We start from the raw sequence: 22,901 nt of genomic DNA, 5'->3' as shown, positions 1-22,901 counted from the left end.
GGCGGTCACGAGTACACCGTGCCCATGAGCTCGCGGACGTCGGCCAGCGTGCCCTCGCCGAGCACGGTCGCCCGCGCGGCTCCCCGGGCGAGGACCTCGCCGACGACGGCGCGACCGTCCGCGGCGAGGTCCCGCCGTCGGGCACGGATCGGGCGGAGCCCTTCGACCACCACCTCGGTGACGACCTCCTTGAGCCGCCCGGCGCCGTCCGCGCCGATCGTGTCCGCGAGGGCCTCCGGCGTCGTCCCCGCGAAGTGGGCGCCGAGGCGCAGCAGGCTGGCCACCTCGGGGCGGGACCCCGGCTCGAACGTGATGTGCCGGTGGGAGTCGGTCCGCGCTCGCCGCAGGTACACGGCCGTCTCGTCCTCGTCCGCCCGCAGCTCGAGCGCGTTGCCGCGCGACGTCGACATCTTCGCGCCGTCGTTCCCGAGGACCGTCGGCATGTCGGCGAGCAGCGCCTCCGGCTCGGCGAAGTACGGCTGCGCGGCGGTGTAGCGCTGGTTGAAGCGCCGGGCGACCGTGCGGGACGTCTCCAGGTGGGGCAGCTGGTCGGTACCCACGGGCACGAGGTTGCCGTGCACCGCGAGGATGTCGGCGGCCTGGTGGACCGGGTACGTGAGCAGGAGGCCCGACATGCTCCGGCCCTGCCGGGTGGCGGCGTCGACGGACTCGGCCTTCACGGTGGGGTTGCGCTCCAGCTCGGCGACCGTCACCAGCGACAGGAACGGCAGCATGAGCTGGTGCAGGGCCGCCACCGCGGAGTGCGCGAACACGGTGGTGCGGCGCGGGTCGATGCCCGCCGCGAGGTAGTCGAGCACCACCTCGCGGACGTTGGCGGGCAGGTCGCCCGTCTCGTCGCGGTCGGTGATGACCTGGTAGTCGGCGACGACGACGATCACGTCGACGCCGGCGTCCTGCAGGCGCACCCGGTTGGCGAGGGTGCCGAGGTAGTGGCCCAGGTGCAGGGCGCCCGTCGGGCGGTCCCCGGTGAGGACGCGGAACATGCTCGGGTCGCGGGCGATGCGCTGCTCGATCTCGGCGCTGCGGGTGCGCGCGGCACGGACGGAGGCGGTCTCGCCGTCGGCCTCGGGCACAGGTGCGGTCGTGCTGGTCATCTGTCGGCTCCTTCGGTGGGTGCCGCCCACCGAGGCCCGACGTCGGCACGAACGCGACGAGTCCCGGGCTGCGGCGGGCAGCTCGGGACTCGTGGGCTCGGGGCGCGTCAGGTCACGGCTGCAGGTGCAGCCACCACCAGTCGGTACGCCTCGTCATGCGGCCAGGGTAGCGGACCGGTTCAGACCGTGACGACCTGGACGAGGTCGTCGAGTCCGGCGAAGTCGTCGGGGTTGCGAGTGATGACCGGCAGCCCTTCGGCAACTGCCACGGAGGCGATGAAGAGGTCGGCGAGCCGGCGTCGGGGCGTGCGAACCCGTGCGACGACGGCCGCGTAGATCTGCCCGTAGGCGCGCGCGGCCTCCAGCTCGAAGGGGATCGGCTCGAAGGCTGCCTCGGCGCGTTGGAGGCGATCCTGCCGTCGCGCCCGTTCGGCCGGGTCCGTCGTCGCCGCCGGGGCCGCAGCCAGCTCGGCGAGCGTGACGGCGCAGATCGCCAGCTCGCCGGGCAGCGTGTGTACGGGAATCGTCTCGAGGTCGAGGACGACGGACGTGTCCAGCAGCCCTCGCTCCACGCCGTCAGGCACGCGGCTCGATTCCCTGGTCGACGTGAGCGTCGAGGTCAGCGAGCACCGCTTCACGGTCGAGTGCGGGCGCGTGGCGGAACATCTCGACCGCCGCCTGTGCCGGGATGAACCGCTGCCTGCGCAGCGGCCGCAGCTCACCCACAGCGCGACCATGACTGGCCACGACGAACGACTTGCCCTCGTCGAGCGCGCGCATGATCCGACCGCTGTCGTTGCGCAGTTCGCGCTGGCTGATCTGCTGGCTCATGGCAACGAACGTAGCACGCCGTGCTACACCTGACGAGGCCTCAGGCGCCGGCCTGCACCGCCAGCACGTGTTCCAGGTCGGAGGCGTCGACGAGCGGGTCGTCCAGGTCGACCGTGATCTGCGAGTGCGCCAGCAGCCGGGCCGAGCCGGTGATGGTCGAGTGCAGCGCACGGTAGGCACCGACCGTCGCCTCTCCCAGGACGGTGCCCACGAACCGGCTGCCGCGCGGGGAGATCGTCTCCAGCGCGTCGCCCTCGGCGATCTCGCCGCGCTGGGCCATCAGGGCCAGCCGGGCCGACGTGCCGGTACCGGTCGGGCTGCGGCAGATCACACCGGGGTGGACGTAGGTCGCGGACGGCGACTCCAGGTGGCCGGGTCCGGCCCCCCGCACCGGTCCCATGAAGTGCGCGAACGGCAGGGGGCCGACGTCGCCCAGCTCGGGGTGCTCCTGCAGCAGCCCCGGCCGGGCCGCCCGGACGAACGCGTCACCGAAGGCCGTCAGCGCGATCTGCTCCTCGGCGTTGATGGTGAACCCGTGGGCGGCGGCGTCGATCATCGCGTAGTACGCACCGCTCCAGACGAGGTCGAACCGCACCTCGCCGTAGTGGGGCACGTCGACGCTCAGCCCTTCCTCGGCGACGTAGGCGGGCTCGCCCTGGGTGGTGATCGAGGCGACGCGGCCGTCCGTGATCCGTGCCGTGATGCGCGCGAGCCCGGCGGGCGACTCCAGCACCACGCTCTGCAGCCCGTCGTCCTCCCGCATGGGTATCGCCCCGCTGGACAGCAGGGCCGTGGCGGTACAGATGGTGTTGGAACCCGAGTACAGCGGGTAGCCCATCGCCTCCATGATGATGTAGCCGGCCTGCGCCTCCGGGTGGCTGGGCTCGACGATCAGGTCCACGGACATCGCCGGGTCACCGTACGGCTCCGAGAGCAGCAGCCGCCGCAGGCCGTCTCCCTCGCGTTCCAGGTAGCGCGCCTTCTCCAGCACGGTCGTCCCCGGGATGAGCTCGACGCCGGCGACGACGATCCGGCTGACGTCCCCTCCGGACTGGGTGTCGATGAGGTGCAGCGTGCGCTCACGGTGCGGCATGCGGTGCTCCCACGGTGTCCCAGTGCCGGTCGGGGACCACGACCAGCTTGCCGATGTAGGTCTTGCTCAGGAAGGTGCGCTGCGCGTCGTGGAAGTCGGACAGCCGGAACGTGCGGTCCAGCAGCGGCTTGATGTCGCCGTCGGAGATGTAGCGCACCAACCGGCGGAACGCCGTCCGCGTGCCCTGGGACGACCCGTGCAGCTCGAGCTGCTTGAGGTACATGGTGCGCAGGTCGAGCTGCACCACCGGCCCGCCGATCGCGCCGGCGGTGCTGTAGCGGCCCTCGGGGCGCAGGATGCGCAGCAGGTCGTTGAACATCGGACCGGCGACGAGGTCGGCCACGACGTCGACCGGCCCGTCGACGACGCGCTCGGTCTCGGCGACCAGGTCGTCGGCGTCGCGCAGGATCACGTCCTCGGCGCCGATCTTCCGGAGGGCTTCCTCCTTGCCGGCGCTGGTCACCGCGTACGGGACCGCTCCCCGGACCCGGGCGAGCTGGACGATCGCCGACCCCACCCCGCCGGACGCCCCCGTCACGAGGACCCGTTCGCCCTCGGCCAGCCGGGAACGGTCCAGCATCTGCTCGGCCGTCAGGTACGCGCAGCAGAAGGTCGCCAGCTCGGCGTCGGAGATGTCGGCCGTGATCTCGTAGGCGTTCTCGGCCGGGACGGCCACGTACTCGGCGTACCCGCCGTCGCGGCCGTGGCCGATGTAGTCGATGTCGGCCAACGAGTCGTCGCCCTCGGGCCGGTTGTAGATCGAGAAGTCCACCATCACGCGCTCACCGACCCGCTCGGCCGGGACCCCGTCGCCGACGGCGACGACCACCCCGACGGTGTCGGTGCCCTGGATGCGGGGGAACTCGAGCGTGGACCGGCCGCGCCGCCAGGTCGACACCTCCGCGGCGTCGGTCTCGGAGCCGTAGGCGCCTTCACGGACCCAGACGTCCGTGTTGTTCATGCCGCAGGCGTGGACGTCGATCAGGACCTCGCCCGCCGACGGCGTGGGCGTCGGGACGTCGTCACGGTAGACCAGCTGGTCGAGCCCGCCGTGACCGACGAGCTGCACAGCCTTCATCAGGTCAGGTATCGGTTCCATCTTTCGACACTAGGGGCGGCGGCCAGGACGCGCTCTGCGAGATCCGGGGTGGGCCGGGATGGGAGAATCGTCGGCGTGCACCAGCCGTCCCCGTTCGCCCACATCGTGTACTTCGAGCCGCGCATCCCCGGCAACACCGGGTCCGCCATCCGGCTGGCCGCGGTGACCGGCGCGCGCCTGCACCTCGTCGAACCGCTCGGCTTCGACCTGTCCGAGACGAAGCTCAAGCGCGCCGGCCTCGACTACCACGACCTGGCGGTCATGGACGTGCACCCGAGCCTCGACGCCGTCCTCGACACGCTCCCGGACGCGCGCATCTTCGCGTTCACCACGCAGGCGACGACGCCGTACACGTCGGTCACGTACGCCCCGGGCGACGTGCTGCTCTTCGGACCAGAGCCCACCGGGCTGCCGGACGACGTGCTGACCCACCCGCGGGTCACCGACCAGCTGCGGATCCCGATGCTGGCCGGGCGGCGCTCGCTCAACCTGACCAACGCCGCCTCGATCGCGGTCTACGAGGCGTGGCGCCAGACCGGGTTCGCCGGCGCCTGAGCAGGGCCGCCCGGCCCCGACCCCCGGAATAGACCCGCCCCGGGCGGCGCTGACCCCGGCATGGTCGCCCTGGAGCCCGCACCGCCCGCCGCACGGGCCGAGGCGTTCCGTGCCGCTGTGCAACCCGCCACGACCGCCCGCTGGGAGCTCACCGGGTCCCGCATCGAGACGGTGGCTGCCGGTGCCGCCGTGCACCTGCCGGGCCCGTCCGCGTGGCTCCTGGTGCTCGACGGCGAGCTCGCCGTCGAGTCGTGGCAGTCCACCGAGGTGCTCGCCACCCACGACGCGGCCTTCCTCGGCCGGGCGCACGCCTACCGCACGAGAGCCACGCGGCCGGCGCGGGTCGCGCTCGCGGCCGTGCGGCAGGCGGGCGGCGAACCGCCCGTGCCGGAACGGTTCGTCGCCCGGGGCTTCGCCACCGCGAGCCGCGGGGTGGCGGCCCTCGTCGAGCTGTGCCCCCTGGTCGCGGAGTGCCACGCCGGTTCCCAGTTCGCCGCGAGCTACGGCGACCTGCTCGCGGCGGCGATGCGCCAGCAGTGGCTCGACTCCCTCGACGAGCCGGGCGACGTCGCCACCGACCTGCCACCCGAGCTGCACCGGGTCGTGGCCGCCGTCGCGCGCGACCCGGCCCACCCGTGGACCCTCCAGGAGCTCGCAGGCCTGGCGCACCTCAGCCGGTCCACCCTCGGGGAACGGTTCCGCGAGGCGCTGGCCACCACGCCCCTGCAGCTCGTCCGCGATGCCCGCATGCGCCGGGCACGCGAGCTCCTCGCCGACGCCGACCACTCGGTCACCCACGTCGCGTTCGCCGTCGGCTACGGGTCCGTCGCCGCGTTCAGCCGCGCCTTCACCGCCGTGCACGGTACGACCCCGCGCGGCTGGCGCGCCGGATCAGGCCGGTCGTCCGCGGAGGCAGGCGAACCCGGCGGACCCGGCGATGGCGAGGACCGCGCCCGTCAGGAGCACCGGCGTCAGACCGGCGCCGTCGAGCAGCCGGCCGCCTAGCACCGCACCGAGCGTGATCGCCGCCTGGAACGCGGTCACCTGCAGCGCGAGCGCCGACTCGGTGCGCCGCGGCTCCGCCGTCGTGACCCAGAGCTGGGTGGCCACGGGGACCATGTTCATCCCGAATCCCCACAGGATCACGGCCGGCACGACCACCCACAGGGACCCGGCCCCGGCCCCGGCCAGCGTCGCCAGGGCCAGCCCGAACAGCGCCGGCCCGAGCGTCGTCGCGAGCCGGAGCCGGCGGGACAACGACCCGGCCACGAGATTGCCGGCCAGCCCGCCCACCCCCCACAGGAGCAGCAGCAGGGGGACGACCGAGGCGTCCACCCGCTCGATCGCGAGACGGATGAAGGGGTACGCCGCGAAGTTGCCCAGCACCACGACCAGGAGGGAGGCGATGCCGAGCAGGAGCCGCCGGTTCGTCAGCGCCTGGCGCAGCATCGTCAGGCCGGCGCCCGGCTGCGCGGGGACGCTCGGCATCGCGAACCAGACGGCGGCGGCGCTGGCGGCGGTGAGCGCCGCGGCGACACCGAACACGAGCCGCCACCCGAACAGGTCGCCGAGCAGCGAACCCAGCGGCACCCCGGCGATGGTCGCGATGCTGACGCCCAGGGCCAGCGTGGTCGAGACGGTGGCCGCACGGCCCGGCACCGCGCGGATGCCCGCGGCGAACGCGAACGCCCAGTAGCCGGCGACGGCCACGCCCAGCAGCAACCGCCCGACGAGCAGCACGGCGAACGCCGGGGCGACCGCGACGATCAGGTTGGCCACGGCACCGATCACCAGCAGGGCGACCAGCACCGTGCGGCGGTCGGCCCGCGGCAGGACGACGGCGATGGTCGGGGCGGTGAGGAACCCCGCGACGGCGGTGGCCGCCACCGCCAGGCCCGCCGTGCCCTCGGTGACGCCCAGGTCGGCGGCCAGCCCGGGCAGCACGCCGGCGGGCAGGAACTCGCTGGAGACCAGCATCGTGATGCCGGCGGTGAGCGCGAGCACGGGCGTCCAGGTCGCTCGCGCGCTCGGGCTCGGGCTCGGTGTCGAGGTCGGGGTACCTGTCGAGGTGGTCACCCGACCATGCTGTGCCGGCACGCGCGGGCGAAGTTGATCGATCGCCGCGAGGTGTTGACCGCGATGCCGCAAGATGGGGCCATGCGCTCACACCTGTTCCAGCACACCGAACCCGAGGGCGAGCCCGGGAGCTTCCAGCTCGCCAACAAGGACATGCTCAAGGTCGACCTGACGGGCTCCGGCGGGTTCTTCTACGCCAAGCAGGGTTCGATGGTGGCCTACCAGGGCGACGTCGACTTCTCCTACGAGGGCAGCGGGTCCATGACCAAGCTGTTCAAGAAGGCCTTCACCGGCGAGGGCATGTCCCTCATGAAGGTCTCCGGGCGCGGGGACGTGTTCCTCGCCCAGGACGCCGACGAGGTGTTCGTCCTGTACCTGGAGAACGAGAGCGTCACCGTCAGCGGGAACAACATCCTGGCCTTCGAGAGCACGCTGTCCTGGGACATCAACCGGGTCGAGGGCGCGTCGATGCTCACCGGCGGGCTCTTCAACACCACGTTCACCGGCACCGGGGCGCTCGCGGTGACCGCCTACGGCACCCCGGTCGTGCTGAACGTCGACGAGCCCACGTTCGTGGACATGCAGTCCGCCGTCCTCTGGTCGACCTCGCTGGCCAGCTCCGTCCGCAAGACGGCCAAGCTGGGCGCCGTCATCGGGCGCGGCTCCGGCGAGGCCTACCAGCTGGCGCTGAGCGGCCAGGGGTTCGTCGTCGTGCAGGCCTCCGAGGGTCACCCGCCGCTCAAGGAGAGCTGACTCCCGGGTCCTCGTCGTCACGGCTGCGGCGACCCGCCCGGACGACGACGAGCACGACGACGCCACCCAGCAGCGCGGCACCGAGCGCGACCGCGACGACCACCCCGGCCGACGGCGCCGCCTCGGCCTCGCCGGGACCTGCCGTCCCGGCGGGCGCACCTGCCCCGTCCTGGCCGTCGCCCGTCGCGCCGCAGGCCGGGTCGACGGCCCCCGGCGCCTGGTCCGTGCCCGACGGCGGGGCGTACTCGAACGTGAGCTCGCCCGAGACGGGGTGCCCGTCCGCCGAGACGACCCGCCAGTCCACGGTGTACTCGCCGGGCCCGCCGAGCTCGACCGGCGCGGACACCTCCGCACCCGAGATCTGCGGGCAGGCGGTGGCGTAGTGCCCGCCGTCGGGCCCGGTGACGTCCACGACGGTCGACTGCCCGCCCATGTCGAGCAGCACGTCGTTGAAGGTCACCGAGACCTCGTCCAGGTCGGCGGTCACCGTCGCACCCTCCTCCGGGTCCGTGCCCACCACGTAGTTGTGGGCCGACGCCGGTGAGGGCCGCGGACCGTGCCAGTCCGCGGCGGCTCATCGCGAGGTGCCGGCGGTGCGGGTGCGGGAGAGCGCGACGGCACCCGTCACGGCGCCCACGAGACCGAGCCCCAGGCCGGCGGCTCCCAGCCACAGGCCCGTCGCGTCGCCACCGCCCGATCCCTCGGCGGACGTCTGTGCGGACGTCTGTGCGGACACCTGTGCGGACTCCTGCGCGCTCGTCACGGCGAGGACGGGCGCCGGGAGCGAGGGCTCGGCGTCGCCCTCGGCGACCTCCTCCCAGGAGACGACCTCGCCGTCCGAGTACGTCTGGTGAGCGGGCAGGACGATGCTCTCGACCTCCGGGACGGGACCGGCCGAGACGGTGAACCGGCGGAACTCGCCCGGCGCGATCGCGGCGTCGGCGTCGTCGGCGGTCCAGGTGACGGTGTCGACGGCCTCGGTGATCTCCGCGCCGTGGACGCTGACCGGCTCGTCGAGCTCCGCCGTGGTCACCGTGGCCGTCCAGCCGGGGACGGGCTCGACGGAGACGTGGGCGAAGGGGGTGTCGGTGGGCAGGTCCACCTCGAGCTCGGTGGTCGAGGCGGTGTCGGACTCGTTCGGCACGCGGAAGGTCAGCAGCGCGTAGCCGCCGGCCTCGGCCTCGCTCGGGTCGACGGTCACGTGCGCGGAGGCCGCGCCGGCCCCGCCGACGGCGACGGTGAGGCCGAGCAGGACCACGCCCCCGGAGGTCAGGGCGCGGCGAAGAAGGGTGTGCATGGCAGGTTGCTCCTGTGGATCGAGGGTACGGCGGCAAGGACCCGCACCCCGTGCCGAGGAGCGGGTCAGGCGGCGCCGAGGGCGAGGTTCGCCGGGGCACCGGGACGGGCCGCTCCCGGCGGGCCGCGGAACCGCAGGCCTCCTGTGAGCAGCCGCCGCAGGGCGCGGGCCCCCACGAGCCGGTCGACGACGACGGCGGCAGGCCGCCGCCGGGCGACGGGCAGCGTGGCGGTGCGCACGAGCAGCGCCATCGTCGACATCCAGGTCACGACCCAGCGGGCGGCGCGGTCGCCGGACGCGAGCACGGCGGCGACCAGCACGACCGCCACGACGTGCGCGGCGACCATCAGCACTCCGCCCGCGTTGTGCCCGGCACCGGCCGCCGTCACGCCGACCGCGTCCGCACCGACCGCCACCGGTGCCGCGCCGTGCGCGGCGTGGCCCGACGGGCCGGGGGACGCAAGGTGCGGCGCGTGCGGCACGTGCGAGGCCAGCACGGACAGCTCGGCGTGCAGCAGCACCTGGAGGAGGCCCAGGACCGGCAGCAGCCGGGGCAGCGTCAGCGCGCCGCGGCCCAGCGCCACGGCGGCGGGCAGGACCGATCCCACGAGCACCGCGACGGCCAGGGCGCTGCGGGGCGTACCCCCTCCGGCCGCGGAGTGCGCGGCGGTGGCCATGGCGAGCGAGGTGCTCCCGACCAGGAGCGCGCGCACCGGCAGCACGTCGAGGGCCGGTGCGGAACGCATGGCACCAGCCTAGGCCCGGACGAGGGGCGGCCTACGCCAGCAGCCAGGTGGCGGCCCGCAGCAGCAGCCGCACGTAGCCCGCCGAGTCGTAGGCGCGCGCGTCGTGGCCCAGCCCGCAGTACACGGTGCGTCCGCCGTGGGCCTCGGTCGCCCAGACCACGGGCTGCGGGGTGCCGTCCTCGTCCGGCACCCAGCCGAGCACCTCGGTCGACGGCGCGACCCGGAGTGCGCAGTACCGCTCGTCGAGCAGCTCCACGGTCGCGTCGGACCCGGCCACGATGGGGTGCCCACCGGTCGCCAGCGTCACCGTGGCCGGGCCGAACGGCGGGTGGTACGACGTCCCGGGCACCCACCGACCGCCCAGGAGCTCCTCCCAGCCCGGCGCGTCGCCGAAGGTGTTCGCCGACTGGTGCACGGCCAGGACCCGCCCGCCGTCACGCGCCCACGCCTCGAGATCGACGTGGAACGGCGCCCACGCGTCGTCGTCGGGCCCGATGCCGGCCTCGAGGAAGCCGGGCCAGGACGTGCCGGCGTTGACGACGACCAGGTCGACGTCGGCGAGGTCGGCCAGGGCGTCGGGGAATACGGAGCGGACGACGACGTCGGTCCCCCGGCCGCCGAGCTCCAGCTCGGCGAGCACGAGCGCGAGGCGGTGGCTGGTCGCGGCGTGGTCGTGCCACGGGTCCTCGTAGCGGCCGCGGCCCGCGAGCACCAGGACACGGTACGGGTTGCCGGACTCGTCGGGATGCGTCGTCGTCACGGCATGATCGTGCCACGGACCCGGGATGCCGGCCCGGGTGCGTCCACGGGCGATCCGGCAGGCCCTGCCGGCCGCCTCAGAGCAGCGTCGTCAGGGTTCCGCCGTCCGCGCGCAGGGCGGCACCGTTCGTGGCGGCGGAACGGGGGCTGGCCAGGTAGACCGCCAGGCTGGCGATCTCGGCCGGTTCGATGAAGCGCTGGAGGAGCGACGTCCGGTTGCCGGCCACGATCGCCTCCTTGAGATCGTCGGCGGGCATGCCCTGGTCCCGGGCGAGCTGCTCGACCGCGCGGGCGACGCCGTCGGAGTACGTCGGCCCGCCGACGATGGTGTTCACGGTGACGCGGCTGCCCCGCGTGGTCTTGGCCAGGCCGTTGCCCAGCGCGAGGAGGCCTGCCTTGGTCAGGCCGTAGTGGGTCATGTCGGCGGGGACGTCCACGCCCGACTCGCTGGCCACGAAGATGATGCGCCCCCACCCGTTCCCGAGCATGTGCCCGAGCGCGTGGCGGGAGAGCCGGACGGCGCTCATGACGTTGACGTCGAAGTAGTGCTGCCACTCCTCGTCGGCGATCTCGAGGAAGTCCTTGACGTCGAACACCCCGACGTTGTTCACCAGGACGTCCACCGCTCCCAGGCGGGTCAGCAGCGCCCGCACCTGCTCGGGATCGGCGAAGTCGGCGGCGATGCCGGTGACGTCCGCCTCCGGGACGGACTCCGTCAGCCGGTCGACCGCCGTCCGCACCCGGTGCTCGTCCCGGCCGTTGACGACCACCGCCGCGCCCTCCTGCAGCAGCGCCTCGGCGATCGCGAAGCCGATGCCCTGCGTCGAACCGCTGACGAAGGCTCTCTTGCCGACCAGCTCCAGGTCCACGACGTCCCCCCTCTGCGACCACCATCGAGGCAGTCACTTGATCAGTCAAGTGAAAACTAGACGCTTTGAGTTTCCTGAGCAAGTCACTGGAGCCTGCCGGCCGCTACGCTGGACGCATGACCGAACCGGACCCGACCACACCGCTGACCGGCGACGAGCTCGAGACCTGGGCCGCGCTGGCCACGGTGATGGAGTGGTTGCCGGCGGCCCTCGACGCCCAGCTCCAGCGCGACGCGCAGCTGACGCACTTCGAGTACGGGGTGCTGTACGCGCTCGCGCAGGCACCCGACCGCACCCTGCGGATGAGCGTCCTGTCGAGCTACGCGAACAGCTCGCTGTCCCGGCTGTCGCGCGCCGTCACGCGCCTCGAGGCCAAGGGATGGATGCGGCGCGCACCCGACCCCACCGACGGACGGTTCACGCTGGCGACCCTCACCGACCAGGGACGGGACACGGTCGAGGAGGCGACCCCGGGACACGTGCGCACGGTCCGGCGGCTGGTGCTCGACCGTCTGACGGTGCCGCAGACCCGGCACCTGCGCGAGGCCAGCCGGCGCATCGCGCGCGCCATCCGGAGCGACGGGGGCTGGGTGCCGCCCGCCTCCCCCGGACCCCCTGGTCCCGCTACGGGTGCGCCGACGCCCGCGGCACCCCCGGCGAGCCCGTGACGATCGCCGTCTCGGGGAGCACGAAGCACCGGCGGCACAGCGCCTCGTAGGTGAACGTGCCGTCGTCGGGCAGCGGCTCCGACGCCCCGAGCGGCTCGAGGAACGGCACGCCGCCGCTGAGCACCTGGGTGAACGCCGCGTGCAGGTCCTGGCAGCGGTCGCACACGGCGCGGCGGTAGCGCACGTCCGTGGGGCCGAGCTCCAGCAGGGCCCGGATCGTCGCGAACAGCTCGCCGCGGTGGTCCAGGTCGATGCCGCAGGCGAGCACCCGGGTGCCGCGCAGCACCAGCTCCTCGACGACGCGGACGTCCGCCGGGGTGAACATGTGCACCTCGTCGATCGCGACGACGTCCTCGGTGGTGTGCAGCAGCGGCTCGAGCGTCTCGAGCTTGATCGTCGGGAGCGAGGCGCCCGTGCGCGAGACGATCCGTGCGTCGCGCACGTGCCGGGCCGACTGCACGACGGCGCAGCTCAGCCGGGAGTACGCCAGCGGAGCGACCTGCGCGATGAGGTCGAGCGACTTGCCGGACTTCATCGGGCCCAGCACCAGCGACAGCTCCACCGGGCACCTCCCTGCCGTCCGCGGCGGGCCGGGCGCCCGCCGCACAGCACCCTAACGCTCGGTGGGGACGCCGTCGGCCGCCACGGCAGCGTCGTTGCGCGCCGCCCGGTCGAGCACCGTGCGCGCGTGCCGCAGCAGCGGCTCGTCGACCATCTGCCCCTCGACGCGCGCCGCCCCGCCCGATACCGCTCCGCCCGACGGCGGCAGCCCGGCGCCGTCGAGCAGCCGGCGGGCACGCTCGACCTCCTCGGCCGGCGGGGTGTAGGCCTCGCGGACCACGGCCGCGTGGCGCGGGTGCACGCACATCGTGGCGGTGAACCCGCAGGCCGCGGCGTCGACGGCCTCGGCGCGCACCCCGTCGAGGTCGTCGAGGTCGACGTGCACGGCGTCGACCGCCGCCTTGCCGACCGCGCCGGCCGCCAGCAGGACGGTGGACCGGGCGTGCCGTGCCACGTCGCGGTAGGTGCCGTCGGGACGGCGGCTGGACGTCCCCCCGAGGGAGGCGACGAGGTCCTCGGCGCCCCACGCGAGGGCCACCACGTCGGGACGCATCGCGAGCGCCGGCGCGGCGAGCACGCCGGCCGCCGTCTCGCACAGGGCGACCACGGCGTAGGGGGCGCCGTCGGCCCGCAGCAGCGGCCCCACGAACCGGCCGTCCGCCTTCGGCAGCATGACCGTGGTGTACGCGGTGCCCGCGAGCGCCGCCAGGTCGGCCTCGTGGTCGGGCGTCCCGACGGCGTTGACGCGCACCACCGTCCGCGCCGGGTCGAGCGGGTGCTCCTGCAGCGCCCGGCGGGCGGCCGGACGGGCGGCCGGGTCGACGCCGTCCTCCAGGTCGAGGATCACGGCGTCGGCCCGCTGCGCCGCCTTGTCGAACCGGTCGGGGCGGTCGGCCGGGCAGAACAGCAGCGCGGGGCCGAGGACGAACGGTTCCGGGCTCACCGCTCCTCCTCGTGCCCGCGGCGGGTCCACATCATGACCGTGCGCACCGCCCGGGCGACCTCGACGTCGTCCTGGTTGGTCCCGACGTGCTCGAGCGTGACGATCCCCGTGCCGGGGCGGGACTCCGAGAGCCGGCGGTCGCGCACCGTCGTCGCCCCGTAGAGGGTGTCGCCGTGGAACACCGGCGCGGGGAAGCGGACCTCCGCGAAGCCCAGGTTCGCCACGATCGTGCCGCGGGTCAGATGGGCGACGCTCAGGCCGACGAGCGTGGCGAGCGTGAGCATCGAGTTCACCAGCGGCTTGCCGAACGGCTGCGTCGCCGCCCACGCCGCGTCCAGGTGCAGCCCCTGCGGGTTCATCGTCACCGAGGTGAACAGCGTGTTGTCGGCCTCGGTGAGCGTACGGCCCGGACGGTGCACGTACCGCACGCCCTCGTCGAGCTCGTCGTAGTAGAGGCCCCGCTGGATCTCGTCCCTCATGAGGCGAGCCCCAGGTCGCGGGCGATGATCATGAGCTGCACCTCCGTGGTGCCCTCCCCCACCTCGAGGATCTTCGAGTCGCGGTAGTGCCGGGCCACCGGGTTGGCGTTGAGGAACCCGTAGCCGCCGAAGATCTGCGAGGCGTCACGGGCGTTCGCCATCGCGGCCTCGCCGGCGGTGAGCTTCGCGACGGACGCCTCGGCCTTGAACGGCTTGCCGTGGGTGAGCTTCAGCGCCGCGTCGAGCCAGCAGAGCCGCGCCGCGTGCACCCGGGCCTGCATCCGCGCGAGCGTGAAGGCGACGTGCTGGTTGCTGCCGATCGGGTGGCCGAACACCGTGCGCTCGTGGGCGTACCGCAGCGCCTCCTCGAGGCAGCCCTGGGCGGCGCCGGTGGCCAGCGCGGCGAACGCGATCCGCCCCTCGTCGAGCACGCGCAGGAAGTTCGCGTACCCGCGGCCCCGCTCGCCGAGCAGGTTCGACGCCGGCACGCGGACGCCGTCGAGCGTCAGCGGGTGGGTGTCGGACGTGTGCCAGCCGACCTTGTCGTACGGCTCCCCGACCGTCAGGCCGGGCGTGCCGGCGGGTACCAGGATCGAGGACAGCTCGGGGCGCACGGCACCGTCGCTGCCGACCCGTTCTCCCGTGACCGCGGTGATGGTGATGACGCTGGTGATCGGGGTCCCGGAGTTGGTGATGAACTGCTTGGTCCCGTCGATGACCCACTCGTCGCCCGCGGCACCCCGCTCGAGCCGGGCCCGGGTCTGCGTCGCCCCGGCGTCGGACCCGGCACCGGCCTCCGTGAGACCGAACGCCGCGAGCGCCCGGCCGGCCACCAGGTCCGGCAGCCAGCGTTCCTTCTGCTCGGGCGTGCCGTGCCGGTAGATCGGCATGATGCCGAGCCCCACGCCGGCCTCGAGGGTCACGGCGATGGACTGGTCGACGCGGGCGAGCGCCTCGACGGCGAGGCACAGGGAGACGTAGTCCTGGTCCTGCCCGCCCACCTCGCGCGGGAACGGCAGCCCGAACAGCCCGAGCTCGCCCATCTGCGCGATGATCTCCATCGGCAGCCGACGCTCCGTGTCGTACTGGTAGGCGGCGGGCGCGACGACCTCGTCGGCGAACTCCCGCACCGTCTGGCTGAGCTTGCGCTGCCCGTCGGTCAGGACGGTGGCGGCGGTATCGGCGATCATGACGCTCCTTCGGGTTCGACGACGGCGACCACCTGGTCGAGGCGGACCTGGTCGCCCGGGTGCACCACGAGACGCAGGGTCCCTGCGGCGGGTGCGGTGAGAGGGTGCTCCATCTTCATGGCCTCGACGACGACGACGGCGGCGCCGGCCTCGACGGGACCTGCGGCGTGGGTGGCGGTGACCGTGCCGGGCATCTGGGCCCGGATCTCGGTGGGACCGGCGGCAGGTGCGTCCGGGTCGCCGGTCGTGGCCCGCTCGCTCCGGCGCAGCGCGGCCCGGGCGGCGCGGCCCAGGACGGTGAAGCGCGTGGTCCGGCCGGCGCGGGCCACCCAGACGGTGTCGCCGACGCGGACCGCGGCCACAGTCTCCACCCGCGAGCTGTCAGAGTCTGGTCGAGGCATACCCGCGCCACGTTCTGACAACTCTGGAGCGCGCCAGTTGTCAGAGTCTGGTCGAGGCATACCCGCGCCACGTCCTGACAGCTCGGTGAGCAGCCACCGGTGTGCCGGACCTCCGGCGGGCCGCAGCCCGGCGCGGACCGGTGTACCGCCGTCGCGCACCACGACGGCGTCGCCGCGGTGGCCGGTCACGGCGAGGTCATGGACGTCCCCGGCGGGGTCGCGCAGTGCGACCGGGCGGGACGCCCGGGGTGCGTTGAGACGCCACCCGTCGGCGACCCACGGGTCGGCCGTGCCGGACGACCGGGTGGTGGGCCCGCCCAGGTCCAGCAGCGCCGCCACCACCCATGAGCTGTCAGGACCTGGTGGCTGCCCACCCGCGCCACCTTCTGACAGGTCGGTGGTGAAACGGTCCACCAGGCCGGTGTCGAGCTTGCCCGCGCGGACGTCCGGGTCGGCGAGCAGGTCACGCAGAAACCCGACGTTGGTCTCCACGCCGAGCACCGCCGTCCGGGCGAGCAGCCCGTCCAGCCGGGCGAGGGCCTGGTCCCGGTCCGCCCCGTGGGCGACGGCCTTGGCGAGCATCGGGTCGTAGTCCCCGGACACCTCGTCGCCGCTCGCGACACCGGCGTCGAGCCGGAGCGGGAACGCCTCCGGGCCGGCACCCACCCCCGCGTCGTCGAACACGTCCACGCGGCCCACCGACGGCAGGAACCCGCGCGCCGGGGACTCGGCGTACACCCGGGCCTCGATCGCGTGACCCGTGATCCGCACGTCGTCCTGGGTGAACCACAGCGGCTCCCCCGCGGCGACCCTCAGCTGGGCCTCGACCAGGTCCAGGCCGGTGACCATCTCGGTGACCGGGTGCTCCACCTGCAGGCGGGTGTTCATCTCGATGAACGCGAAGTCGTCCGGGGCGTCCGCGGGCACGAGGAACTCGACGGTCCCCACGCCGACGTACCCGACCGAACGGGCGACCTCGCAGGCGGCCGCGCCGAGCCGGTCGCGCGTCGCGGCGTCGACCACGGGCGACGGCGCCTCCTCGATGATCTTCTGGTGTCGGCGCTGCAGGGTGCACTCGCGCTCGCCGAGGTGCACCACGGCCCCCCGGGTGTCCGCCAGCACCTGGACCTCGACGTGCCGCGGGCGTTCCACGAGCCGTTCGAGCAGGAGCCCGTCGTCGCCGAACGCGGACGTCGCCACCCGCCGTGCGGACGCCAGCGCCGCGGGCAGCTCGTCGGCGGACCTGACGACGACCATGCCCTTGCCGCCGCCGCCGGCGACGGGCTTGACCAGCAGGGGGAAGCCGACGTCGTCCGCGGCGGCCACGAGGGCGTCGTCGTCGAGCCCGTCGTCGAGCGTGCCGGGCAGCACGGGCACGCCGCGGCCGGCGACGATGCGCTTGCCCGCGACCTTGTCGGCCATGGCCTCGATGGCGCCGGCTGGCGGGCCGACGAAGACGATGCCGGCACGCTCGCACGCGTGGGCGAGCTCCGGGTTCTCCGACAGGAAGCCGTAGCCGGGGTGGATCGCCTCGGCCCCGGTCGCGACGGCGGCCGCCACGACGGCCTCGACGTCCAGGTACGCGCGGGCACCGGCCTCACCGCCGAGCGAGACCGCGACGTCGGCCTCGCGCACGTGGCGGGAGCCGGCGTCGGCGCCCTCGGCCGGACCTGCATGGATCGCGACGGAGCGGATGCCGAGGCGGCGCAGGGTGCCGATCACCCGGCAGGCGATCTCGCCGCGGTTGGCGACCAGCACGGTGGTGAACATCTCGGTCGGCACAGCCCTCACATCCGGAAGAGCCCGAAGCGCGGGCCCTGGGTCGCCGGGAGCGGGGTGCGGGCGCACACCGCCAGCGCCATGCCGAGCACGCGGCGCGTCTCGGCCGGCTCGATGATGCCGTCGTCCCACAGCCGGGCGGTCGCGTGGTACGGGTTGCCGGCCGCCTCGTAGGAGTCGCGGATCGCGCGGCGGAACGTCGACTCGTCCGCGGCGTCCCACTCCTGGCCCCGGGCGTCCGCCTGGTCGCGCTTGACGGTGGCCAGCACGGCCGAAGCCTGCTCGCCGCCCATGACCGAGACGCGCGCGCCCGGCCAGGTCCACAGGAAGCGTGGGGAGTAGGCGCGCCCGCACATCGCATAGTTCCCGGCGCCGAACGACCCGCCCACGATGACGGTGAGCTTCGGCACCCGGGCGGTGGCGACGGCCGTGACCATCTTGGCGCCGTCCTTGGCGATGCCGCCGGCCTCGGCGTCGGTGCCGACCATGAAGCCGGAGATGTTCTGCAGGAACAGCAGCGGGATGCCGCGCTGGTCGCACAGCTCGATGAAGTGCGCCCCCTTGAGCGCCGACTCGCGCAGCAGCACCCCGTGGTTCGCCAGGATGCCGACGGGGTGCCCGTGCAGGTGCGCGAACCCGCACACCAGCGTGGTCCCGTACTCGGCCTTGAACTCCGTCAGCCGGCTGCCGTCCACGAGCCGCGCGATCACCTCGCGCGGGTCGTACGGCTGCTGGACGTCGGCGGGCACCACGGCGTCGAACCCGGCACCGCCGACGCCGGGTGCGGACCCGGCGGGGGCGTCCGGCCCGACGGCGGGAGGCTCGGACTCGACCACGGCCCACGCGGGCTCCGGGTCCGGCGGGAGGGTCGCGACGATGTCACGCACGACGTCCAGCGCGTGCTCGTCGTCGTCGGCCAGGTGGTCCACGACGCCGGAGCGCCGCGCGTGCAGCTCTCCCCCGCCCAGCTCCTCGGCCGTGACGACCTCGCCGATGGCGGCCTTCACCAGCGGCGGGCCCCCGAGGAAGATCGTGCCCTGGTTCCGCACGATGACCGTCTCGTCGCTCATCGCCGGGACGTACGCCCCGCCGGCGGTGCACGAGCCCAGCACCGCCGAGATCTGCGGGATCCCCTCCGCGGAGAGCCGCGCCTGGTGGTAGAAGATCCGCCCGAAGTGGTCGCGGTCGGGGAACACCTCGTCCTGCCGGGGCAGGAACGCCCCGCCCGAGTCGACCAGGTAGACGCAGGGCAGCCGGTTCTCCAGCGCGATCTCCTGCGCGCGCAGGTGCTTCTTGACGGTCAGCGGGTGGTACGTGCCGCCCTTGACCGTCGGGTCGTTGCACACCACCATCACCTGGCGCCCGCTCACCAGCCCGATGCCGGCCACGACGCCCGCGCCGGGCCACTCCCCCGCTGCGCCCGGGCCGGCGTCGACCCCGTACGCCGCCAGCGGCGAGATCTCCAGGAACGGGCTGCCCTCGTCCAGGAGCCGGTCGACCCGGTCGCGCGGGAGCAGCTTGCCGCGTCCCACGTGGCGCTCGCGGGCGGCGTCCGACCCACCACGGGCCGCCGCGGCGGTGCGGTCGCGCAGGGTCTCAGCGAGGGCACGCTGCGCGTCGGCGTTCGCCCGGGCGGCTTCGGCCGCGGGGTCGACGGCGGAGGTGAGGACGCTCATGCGTCCCGCCCCGCGCCGGCCGCCGGCGCGCCGCCGTCGCCGTCGCCGCCGTCGTCGCCGTCGGAACCGCCGAGCAGCAGCGCGAGCGCGGGGTCGGCGAGCAGCGCCCCGAGGTCGGCGAGGAACCGGGCGCCCTGCTCGCCGTCGACCACCCGGTGGTCGAACGTGAGGCTGAGCGTCAACGTCTGCCGCAGGGCGATCTCGCCCGCGTGCTCCCACGGCCGGCGCGCGAGGCGCCCGATGCCGAGGATCGCCGACTCGCCGGGGTTGAGCAGCGGACTGCCAGCGTCGACCCCGAACACCCCCACGTTGGTGAGGGTCAGGGTGCCGCCGGTGAGCCGCTCCGGCCGGGTGCGCCCGGCCCGGGCCGTGGCCGCGAGCTCGCCGAGCGCCCGCGCCAGCCGGACCAGGGACAGCTCGTCGGCGTGCGGCACGTGCGGCACCACGAGGCCACGGTCCGTGGCGACCGCGATCCCCAGGTGGACGTGCGCCGGGCGCACGAGCTGCGGGCCGTCGTCGGACTCCTCCCAGCGCGTGACGAGCGCCGGGTGCTCGGGCAGCAGCACGCAGACCGCGCGCGCCACCAGGGCGAGCACGGTCAGCCGGGTGCCGGCCGCGCGCGGGTGCTCCCGCAGCCGGGCCAGCAGGTCGGTCAGCGCGGTGACGTCGCAGGTCAGGTGGACCGTGGCCTGCGGGATCGCCGCGCTGGCGACCATCGCGGCGGCGGTGTGCTTGCGCACGCCGCGCACCGGTTCGCGGGTCTCGACGGGCTGCGGTCGGGCGGCGGGGCTGCCGGCCTCCGGGTGGGTGGCCGCCTCCACGTCGTCGCGCACGATGCGCCCGTCCGGGCCGGACCCGGTGACCTGCGTGAGGTCGACGCCGAGTCGCCGAGCCATCGCCCGTACCCCCGGGGTCGCGCGGCGGGTGGCCGTGGCGCGGGGAGCCACGCCGTCCGACGGCGGCACACCGGGCACGGCGACCGGCTTGCGCGGGCGGCGGGTCGGGCGGCCCCGCCGGGCTGCCCGGGCGCCGTAGCCGACCAGGTTGGGCCGGGACTCCTCGGCGGGGGGCTCCTCGGGCGATGCCGCCGAGGCGGACGACGCCGACGAGTCCGCGGACGCCGACGACGCGGAGGCGGACTCCTCGGGTGATGCCGCAGCGGGCTCCTCCGCGGCGGGCTCCTCCGTGGCGGGCGCCGGCCCGTCGTGGGCGGCCGGCGTGCCGTTCGCGCCCTCGGTCACCTCGAGCTCGAACGTGACGAGCGGCTCGCCGACCTCGACGATCTGCCCCTCCTCGGCGTGCAGCCGGGCGACGACCCCCGCGTACGGCGAGGGGATCTCCACGAGCGCCTTGGCGGTCTCGACCTCGGCGATTACCTGGTTCAGGGTCACCGTGTCGCCGGGTCCCACGCGCCACTCGACCACCTCGGACTCGGTCAGCCCTTCGCCGAGGTCCGGGAGCAGGAACTCCTGGGTGCTCATGCGGCCACCTCCTGGGCGGTCCGGGTGACCGTCGGGACGTCGAGCGGCACACGGCCCAGCACCTGGTCGATGCCGAAGCACACCCGGTCCAGGTCCGGCACGTGGTGGCCCTCGAGCTTGGCGGGCGGGTAGGGGACGTCATGACCGGTGACGCGCACGGGCGGCGCTTCGAGGTGCTCGAAGCACCGCTCGGTGACGGTCGCGCAGATCTCGGCGCCGACCCCGACCTGCCGCGGGCCCTCGTGCACCACGACGAGGCGCCCGGTGCGGCGCACGGATTCCGCGACGGCGTCGGCGTCCCAGGGCGAGAGCGACCGCAGGTCGATCACCTCGACGGACGCGCCGTCGTCGGCCATCGCCTCGGCGGCGTCGATCGCGGTGGCGACGTGCGAGCCCCAGCTCACCACCGTGACGTCGCGGCCCGGGCGGACCACGTGGGCCGCGCTCATCGGCGGGGCGTCGGCGAGGTCGACGGCGGCGTCCACCTCACCCTTGACGTGGTAGAGCCGCTTGGGCTCGAAGAAGATGACGGGGTCGTCGCAGGCGATGGCCTGGCGCAGGACGGTGCTGGCGTCCTGCGGGTTCGACACCGACACCACACGCAGGCCGGCGGTGTGCACGAAGTACGTCTCGGGCGACTCGCTGTGGTGCTCCGCCGCGCCGATGCCGCCGGCCACGGGGATGCGGATGGTGATCGGCATGGGGACCTTGCCGCGGGTGCGGGCGTGCATCTTGGCGACCTGGCTGACGATCTGGTCGAACGCCACGTAGACGAACCCGTCGAACTGGATCTCCACCACGGGGCGGTACCCGCGGTACGACATGCCGATGGCGGTGCCGAGGATGCCCGACTCGGCCAGCGGCGTGTCCACCACCCGGCGCGGCCCGAACTCGCGCTGCAGCCCGTCGGTCACCCGGAAGACCCCGCCGAGGGCGCCGATGTCCTCGCCGAGCAGCACCACGTGGTCGTCGTCGGCGAGCGCCTGACGCAGTCCCGCGTTGAGGCCCTGCGCCAGGGTCATGGTCTGCGTCGTCATCGTCCGCCCCCCTCGGTCGTCGCGAAGCCGTCGAGGTAGCGGGCGTAGGCGTCGCGCTCGGCCTCGAGCTCGGCGTGCGGCTCGGCGTAGACGTCGGCGAAGACGTCCTGCCACGAGGGGTCCGCGATGGTGGTGACCCCGGCGCGCAGCTCGGCGGCGACGGCGTCGGCGGCCGCCTGGACGCGCGCCTCGCCGTCGTCGTCCAGCGCGCCCTCGGAGCGCAGGTGGGCGGCGACGCGACTGACGGGGTCGCGGGCCTCCCAGTGCTCGATCTCGGCGGACGTGCGGTAGCGGGTCGGGTCGTCGGCGGTGGTGTGCGGACCGCGGCGGTAGGTGACGGCCTCGATGAACGTGGGGCCGCCGCCCGTCCGCGCGCGGTGCAGGGCCTCGCGGGTGACGGCGAGCACGGCGAGGACGTCGTTGCCGTCCACCCGGACGCCCGGCATGCCGTAGCCGCGGGCGCGCTCGACCAGGGGCACCTTGGACTGCAGGGACACGGGCTCGGAGATCGCCCACTGGTTGTTCTGGCAGAAGAAGACCACGGGTGCCGTCCAGGTCGAGGCGAACGTGAACGCCTCGGCCACGTCGCCCTGGCTCGTGGCACCGTCACCGAAGTACGAGATGACGGCCTCGGTGGGCGCCGCCCCGGCGGTGGCTCCGGAGCCCGGGGCCTCGCCCCGCTCGTCGGTCTCCTGGTCGGCGAGGATGCCCACCGCGTAGCCGACGGCGTGGAGGGCCTGGGCACCGATGATCACCTGCATGGGCGCCATCCGGGCCTCGTGCGGGTCCCACCCGGCCCCGGTGACACCGCGCCACACGCGCAGCAGGTCCGCGCCGGCGATGCCGCGCACGTGGGCCACACCGTGCTCGCGGTAGCTGGAGAACACGAAGTCGTCGGACTCCAGCGCCCGGGCCGACCCGATCTGGGCGGCCTCCTGGCCGAGCAGCGGGGGCCACAGCGCGAGCTGACCCTGGCGCTGCAGCGCGGTGGCCTCGGTGTCGATGCGGCGCACGACGACCATGTCCTCGTACAGGTCCCGCAGGGCCGCGTGGTCGACGTCCTCGACCCAGCGGTCGTACGCCGCGTCGGGGTGGCGGACCCCGTCGGCGTCGATCAGCCGGACGGTCCCGTCTCCCGTCTGGGCGCCGTCGGGCGCCGGGGCCGGGTGGGCAGGCGCAGGCGCATGGTCCCGCGCGCCGCCGTGGGCGCTGTCCACCGAGGAGTCGTGGCCTGCTCGTGACAGGCGCCGCGTCCTCGGATCCGTGGTGCTGGGCATGGGTGGCCTCACCTCGCATCGGAGACGACGCTCCTCGTCGAGCGCCGATGTGGCGAACGTAACGCTGCGGGGTCACACCGCACCACCGCCGTCGGGCGGGCTGAGCAACGTGCTCTGCCGCACGGTGCCGGGTCGAGCAGAGTGCTCAAACGGGCGCGGTCCGTGCGGGCCGGCTGCCGTTCGGCAGTTCCGGTCTCGTTCGGCAGTTCAAGCTGC

The 22,901-nt window shown here is 74.3% G+C and carries 24 protein-coding genes; 4 read left to right on the top strand and 20 right to left on the bottom strand.

Going from position 1 to position 22,901, the window contains the following annotated elements; translation table 11 throughout:
* Positions 1 to 5: 5 nt before the first annotated feature.
* The 5 genes from trpS to MWU57_RS09190 all read right to left on the bottom strand — a co-directional run bounded on the left by trpS (position 6) and on the right by MWU57_RS09190 (position 4,138).
* Complete coding sequence (gene trpS / locus MWU57_RS09210) at positions 6 to 1,115, bottom strand: tryptophan--tRNA ligase (protein WP_246908873.1); 1,110 nt, start codon at positions 1,113 to 1,115, stop codon at positions 6 to 8.
* A 179-nt stretch (positions 1,116 to 1,294) separates the two neighbouring features.
* Positions 1,295 to 1,699 carry a type II toxin-antitoxin system VapC family toxin gene (locus MWU57_RS09205; RefSeq protein WP_246908872.1) on the bottom strand — a complete coding sequence of 135 codons (405 nt, stop codon included), beginning with the start codon at positions 1,697 to 1,699 and terminating at the stop codon, positions 1,295 to 1,297.
* Entirely contained in the window at positions 1,692 to 1,946 is a 255-nt protein-coding gene (locus tag MWU57_RS09200) for a type II toxin-antitoxin system Phd/YefM family antitoxin (protein ID WP_106264920.1), read from the bottom strand. Before MWU57_RS09200 ends, MWU57_RS09205 begins: the two co-directional genes overlap by 8 nt.
* A 40-nt stretch (positions 1,947 to 1,986) precedes the next feature.
* Positions 1,987 to 3,039, bottom strand: a complete 1,053-nt coding sequence (locus MWU57_RS09195) for a proline racemase family protein (RefSeq protein ID WP_246908871.1) — start codon at positions 3,037 to 3,039, stop codon at positions 1,987 to 1,989.
* Positions 3,026 to 4,138, bottom strand: a complete 1,113-nt coding sequence (locus MWU57_RS09190; RefSeq protein ID WP_243400805.1) for an alcohol dehydrogenase family protein — start codon at positions 4,136 to 4,138, stop codon at positions 3,026 to 3,028. The genes MWU57_RS09195 and MWU57_RS09190 overlap by 14 nt, the downstream gene beginning before the upstream one ends.
* A gap of 75 nt (positions 4,139 to 4,213) precedes the next feature.
* On the opposite strand from MWU57_RS09190, the gene MWU57_RS09185 reads away from it, so the two are divergent.
* Positions 4,214 to 4,693, top strand: coding sequence for a tRNA (cytidine(34)-2'-O)-methyltransferase (locus tag MWU57_RS09185; protein WP_246908870.1), 480 nt, complete (start codon positions 4,214 to 4,216; stop codon positions 4,691 to 4,693).
* A 60-nt stretch (positions 4,694 to 4,753) separates the two neighbouring features.
* The gene (locus MWU57_RS09180) at positions 4,754 to 5,698 is read left to right on the top strand and encodes a helix-turn-helix transcriptional regulator (protein ID WP_246908869.1); all 945 of its coding nucleotides are present in this window, start codon (positions 4,754 to 4,756) and stop codon (positions 5,696 to 5,698) included.
* Here MWU57_RS09180 and MWU57_RS09175 read toward each other — a convergent pair.
* Positions 5,585 to 6,769 (bottom strand): MFS transporter, encoded by a 1,185-nt coding sequence (locus tag MWU57_RS09175; protein ID WP_246908868.1) that lies wholly within the window; start codon positions 6,767 to 6,769, stop codon positions 5,585 to 5,587. The two genes, MWU57_RS09180 and MWU57_RS09175, sit on opposite strands and share 114 nt — an antisense overlap.
* 81 nt (positions 6,770 to 6,850) lie before the next feature.
* Between MWU57_RS09175 and MWU57_RS09170 the strand changes: the two genes are divergently transcribed.
* Positions 6,851 to 7,522: an AIM24 family protein gene (locus tag MWU57_RS09170; RefSeq protein WP_106264912.1), complete on the top strand. Its 672-nt coding sequence runs from the start codon at positions 6,851 to 6,853 to the stop codon at positions 7,520 to 7,522.
* Here the strand turns inward: MWU57_RS09170 and MWU57_RS09165 are convergent.
* The 5 genes from MWU57_RS09165 to MWU57_RS09145 all read right to left on the bottom strand — a co-directional run bounded on the left by MWU57_RS09165 (position 7,509) and on the right by MWU57_RS09145 (position 11,193).
* Entirely contained in the window at positions 7,509 to 8,039 is a 531-nt protein-coding gene (locus MWU57_RS09165) for a copper resistance protein CopC (protein WP_308221164.1), read from the bottom strand. The genes MWU57_RS09170 and MWU57_RS09165 overlap by 14 nt on opposite strands.
* Positions 8,040 to 8,096: 57 nt before the next feature.
* Positions 8,097 to 8,819, bottom strand: coding sequence for a YcnI family protein (locus tag MWU57_RS09160; RefSeq protein ID WP_246908865.1), 723 nt, complete (start codon positions 8,817 to 8,819; stop codon positions 8,097 to 8,099).
* A gap of 65 nt (positions 8,820 to 8,884) precedes the next feature.
* Complete coding sequence (locus tag MWU57_RS09155; RefSeq protein WP_246908863.1) at positions 8,885 to 9,565, bottom strand: hypothetical protein; 681 nt, start codon at positions 9,563 to 9,565, stop codon at positions 8,885 to 8,887.
* A 31-nt stretch (positions 9,566 to 9,596) separates the two neighbouring features.
* Positions 9,597 to 10,325: a ThuA domain-containing protein gene (locus MWU57_RS09150; RefSeq protein ID WP_246908862.1), complete on the bottom strand. Its 729-nt coding sequence runs from the start codon at positions 10,323 to 10,325 to the stop codon at positions 9,597 to 9,599.
* A 76-nt stretch (positions 10,326 to 10,401) separates the two neighbouring features.
* Positions 10,402 to 11,193: an SDR family NAD(P)-dependent oxidoreductase gene (locus tag MWU57_RS09145; RefSeq protein ID WP_246908861.1), complete on the bottom strand. Its 792-nt coding sequence runs from the start codon at positions 11,191 to 11,193 to the stop codon at positions 10,402 to 10,404.
* A 116-nt stretch (positions 11,194 to 11,309) separates the two neighbouring features.
* Here MWU57_RS09145 and MWU57_RS09140 point away from each other — a divergent pair, with 116 nt between their 5' ends.
* Positions 11,310 to 11,861 carry a MarR family winged helix-turn-helix transcriptional regulator gene (locus MWU57_RS09140; protein ID WP_246908860.1) on the top strand — a complete coding sequence of 184 codons (552 nt, stop codon included), beginning with the start codon at positions 11,310 to 11,312 and terminating at the stop codon, positions 11,859 to 11,861.
* Here the strand turns inward: MWU57_RS09140 and MWU57_RS09135 are convergent.
* The 9 genes from MWU57_RS09135 to pdhA are packed head-to-tail and all read right to left on the bottom strand — an operon-like array spanning position 11,818 to position 22,685.
* Positions 11,818 to 12,423, bottom strand: coding sequence for a thymidine kinase (locus MWU57_RS09135; protein WP_106264898.1), 606 nt, complete (start codon positions 12,421 to 12,423; stop codon positions 11,818 to 11,820). The two genes, MWU57_RS09140 and MWU57_RS09135, sit on opposite strands and share 44 nt — an antisense overlap.
* Before the next feature lie 51 nt (positions 12,424 to 12,474).
* Entirely contained in the window at positions 12,475 to 13,365 is an 891-nt protein-coding gene (locus MWU57_RS09130; protein ID WP_246908859.1) for a CoA ester lyase, read from the bottom strand.
* The gene (locus MWU57_RS09125; protein WP_106264895.1) at positions 13,362 to 13,844 is read right to left on the bottom strand and encodes a MaoC family dehydratase; all 483 of its coding nucleotides are present in this window, start codon (positions 13,842 to 13,844) and stop codon (positions 13,362 to 13,364) included. The genes MWU57_RS09130 and MWU57_RS09125 overlap by 4 nt, the downstream gene beginning before the upstream one ends.
* On the bottom strand, positions 13,841 to 15,034 hold the full coding sequence (locus MWU57_RS09120) for an acyl-CoA dehydrogenase family protein (RefSeq protein WP_106264893.1): 1,194 nt from the start codon (positions 15,032 to 15,034) through the stop codon (positions 13,841 to 13,843). Before MWU57_RS09120 ends, MWU57_RS09125 begins: the two co-directional genes overlap by 4 nt.
* Entirely contained in the window at positions 15,031 to 17,217 is a 2,187-nt protein-coding gene (locus MWU57_RS09115) for a biotin carboxylase N-terminal domain-containing protein (protein WP_374108539.1), read from the bottom strand. Before MWU57_RS09115 ends, MWU57_RS09120 begins: the two co-directional genes overlap by 4 nt.
* 5 nt (positions 17,218 to 17,222) lie before the next feature.
* Positions 17,223 to 18,890 (bottom strand): carboxyl transferase domain-containing protein, encoded by a 1,668-nt coding sequence (locus MWU57_RS09110; RefSeq protein ID WP_246908858.1) that lies wholly within the window; start codon positions 18,888 to 18,890, stop codon positions 17,223 to 17,225.
* Positions 18,887 to 20,371 (bottom strand): dihydrolipoamide acetyltransferase family protein, encoded by a 1,485-nt coding sequence (locus tag MWU57_RS09105; RefSeq protein WP_246908857.1) that lies wholly within the window; start codon positions 20,369 to 20,371, stop codon positions 18,887 to 18,889. The genes MWU57_RS09110 and MWU57_RS09105 overlap by 4 nt, the downstream gene beginning before the upstream one ends.
* Positions 20,368 to 21,408, bottom strand: coding sequence for an alpha-ketoacid dehydrogenase subunit beta (locus tag MWU57_RS09100; protein WP_246908856.1), 1,041 nt, complete (start codon positions 21,406 to 21,408; stop codon positions 20,368 to 20,370). Before MWU57_RS09100 ends, MWU57_RS09105 begins: the two co-directional genes overlap by 4 nt.
* Positions 21,405 to 22,685, bottom strand: coding sequence for a pyruvate dehydrogenase (acetyl-transferring) E1 component subunit alpha (gene pdhA, locus MWU57_RS09095; RefSeq protein WP_246908855.1), 1,281 nt, complete (start codon positions 22,683 to 22,685; stop codon positions 21,405 to 21,407). Before pdhA ends, MWU57_RS09100 begins: the two co-directional genes overlap by 4 nt.
* Between the last annotated feature and the right edge of the window lie 216 nt (positions 22,686 to 22,901).

Source organism: Isoptericola sp. S6320L (genome assembly GCF_023015685.1).
Lineage (GTDB): Bacteria > Actinomycetota > Actinomycetes > Actinomycetales > Cellulomonadaceae > Isoptericola > Isoptericola halotolerans_A.
Note: the sequence above shows the minus strand (reverse complement) of the source record. Positions and strands in the feature narration are given on the sequence as shown.

Bases quoted from the DNA above. Each gene is read 5' to 3' on its own strand.
- trpS (WP_246908873.1), bottom strand. From the start codon at position 1,115: ATGACCAGCACGACCGCACCTGTGCCCGAGGCCGACGGCGAGACCGCC.
- MWU57_RS09105 (WP_246908857.1), bottom strand. From the start codon at position 20,371: ATGAGCACCCAGGAGTTCCTGCTCCCGGACCTCGGCGAAGGGCTGACC.
- pdhA (WP_246908855.1), bottom strand. From the start codon at position 22,685: ATGCCCAGCACCACGGATCCGAGGACGCGGCGCCTGTCACGAGCAGGC.
- MWU57_RS09200 (WP_106264920.1), bottom strand. From the start codon at position 1,946: ATGAGCCAGCAGATCAGCCAGCGCGAACTGCGCAACGACAGCGGTCGG.
- MWU57_RS09140 (WP_246908860.1), top strand. From the start codon at position 11,310: ATGACCGAACCGGACCCGACCACACCGCTGACCGGCGACGAGCTCGAG.
- MWU57_RS09155 (WP_246908863.1), bottom strand. From the start codon at position 9,565: ATGCGTTCCGCACCGGCCCTCGACGTGCTGCCGGTGCGCGCGCTCCTG.
- MWU57_RS09110 (WP_246908858.1), bottom strand. From the start codon at position 18,890: ATGAGCGTCCTCACCTCCGCCGTCGACCCCGCGGCCGAAGCCGCCCGG.
- MWU57_RS09195 (WP_246908871.1), bottom strand. From the start codon at position 3,039: ATGCCGCACCGTGAGCGCACGCTGCACCTCATCGACACCCAGTCCGGA.
- MWU57_RS09160 (WP_246908865.1), bottom strand. From the start codon at position 8,819: ATGCACACCCTTCTTCGCCGCGCCCTGACCTCCGGGGGCGTGGTCCTG.
- MWU57_RS09190 (WP_243400805.1), bottom strand. From the start codon at position 4,138: ATGGAACCGATACCTGACCTGATGAAGGCTGTGCAGCTCGTCGGTCAC.
- MWU57_RS09180 (WP_246908869.1), top strand. From the start codon at position 4,754: ATGGTCGCCCTGGAGCCCGCACCGCCCGCCGCACGGGCCGAGGCGTTC.
- MWU57_RS09125 (WP_106264895.1), bottom strand. From the start codon at position 13,844: ATGAGGGACGAGATCCAGCGGGGCCTCTACTACGACGAGCTCGACGAG.
- MWU57_RS09170 (WP_106264912.1), top strand. From the start codon at position 6,851: ATGCGCTCACACCTGTTCCAGCACACCGAACCCGAGGGCGAGCCCGGG.
- MWU57_RS09120 (WP_106264893.1), bottom strand. From the start codon at position 15,034: ATGATCGCCGATACCGCCGCCACCGTCCTGACCGACGGGCAGCGCAAG.
- MWU57_RS09100 (WP_246908856.1), bottom strand. From the start codon at position 21,408: ATGACGACGCAGACCATGACCCTGGCGCAGGGCCTCAACGCGGGACTG.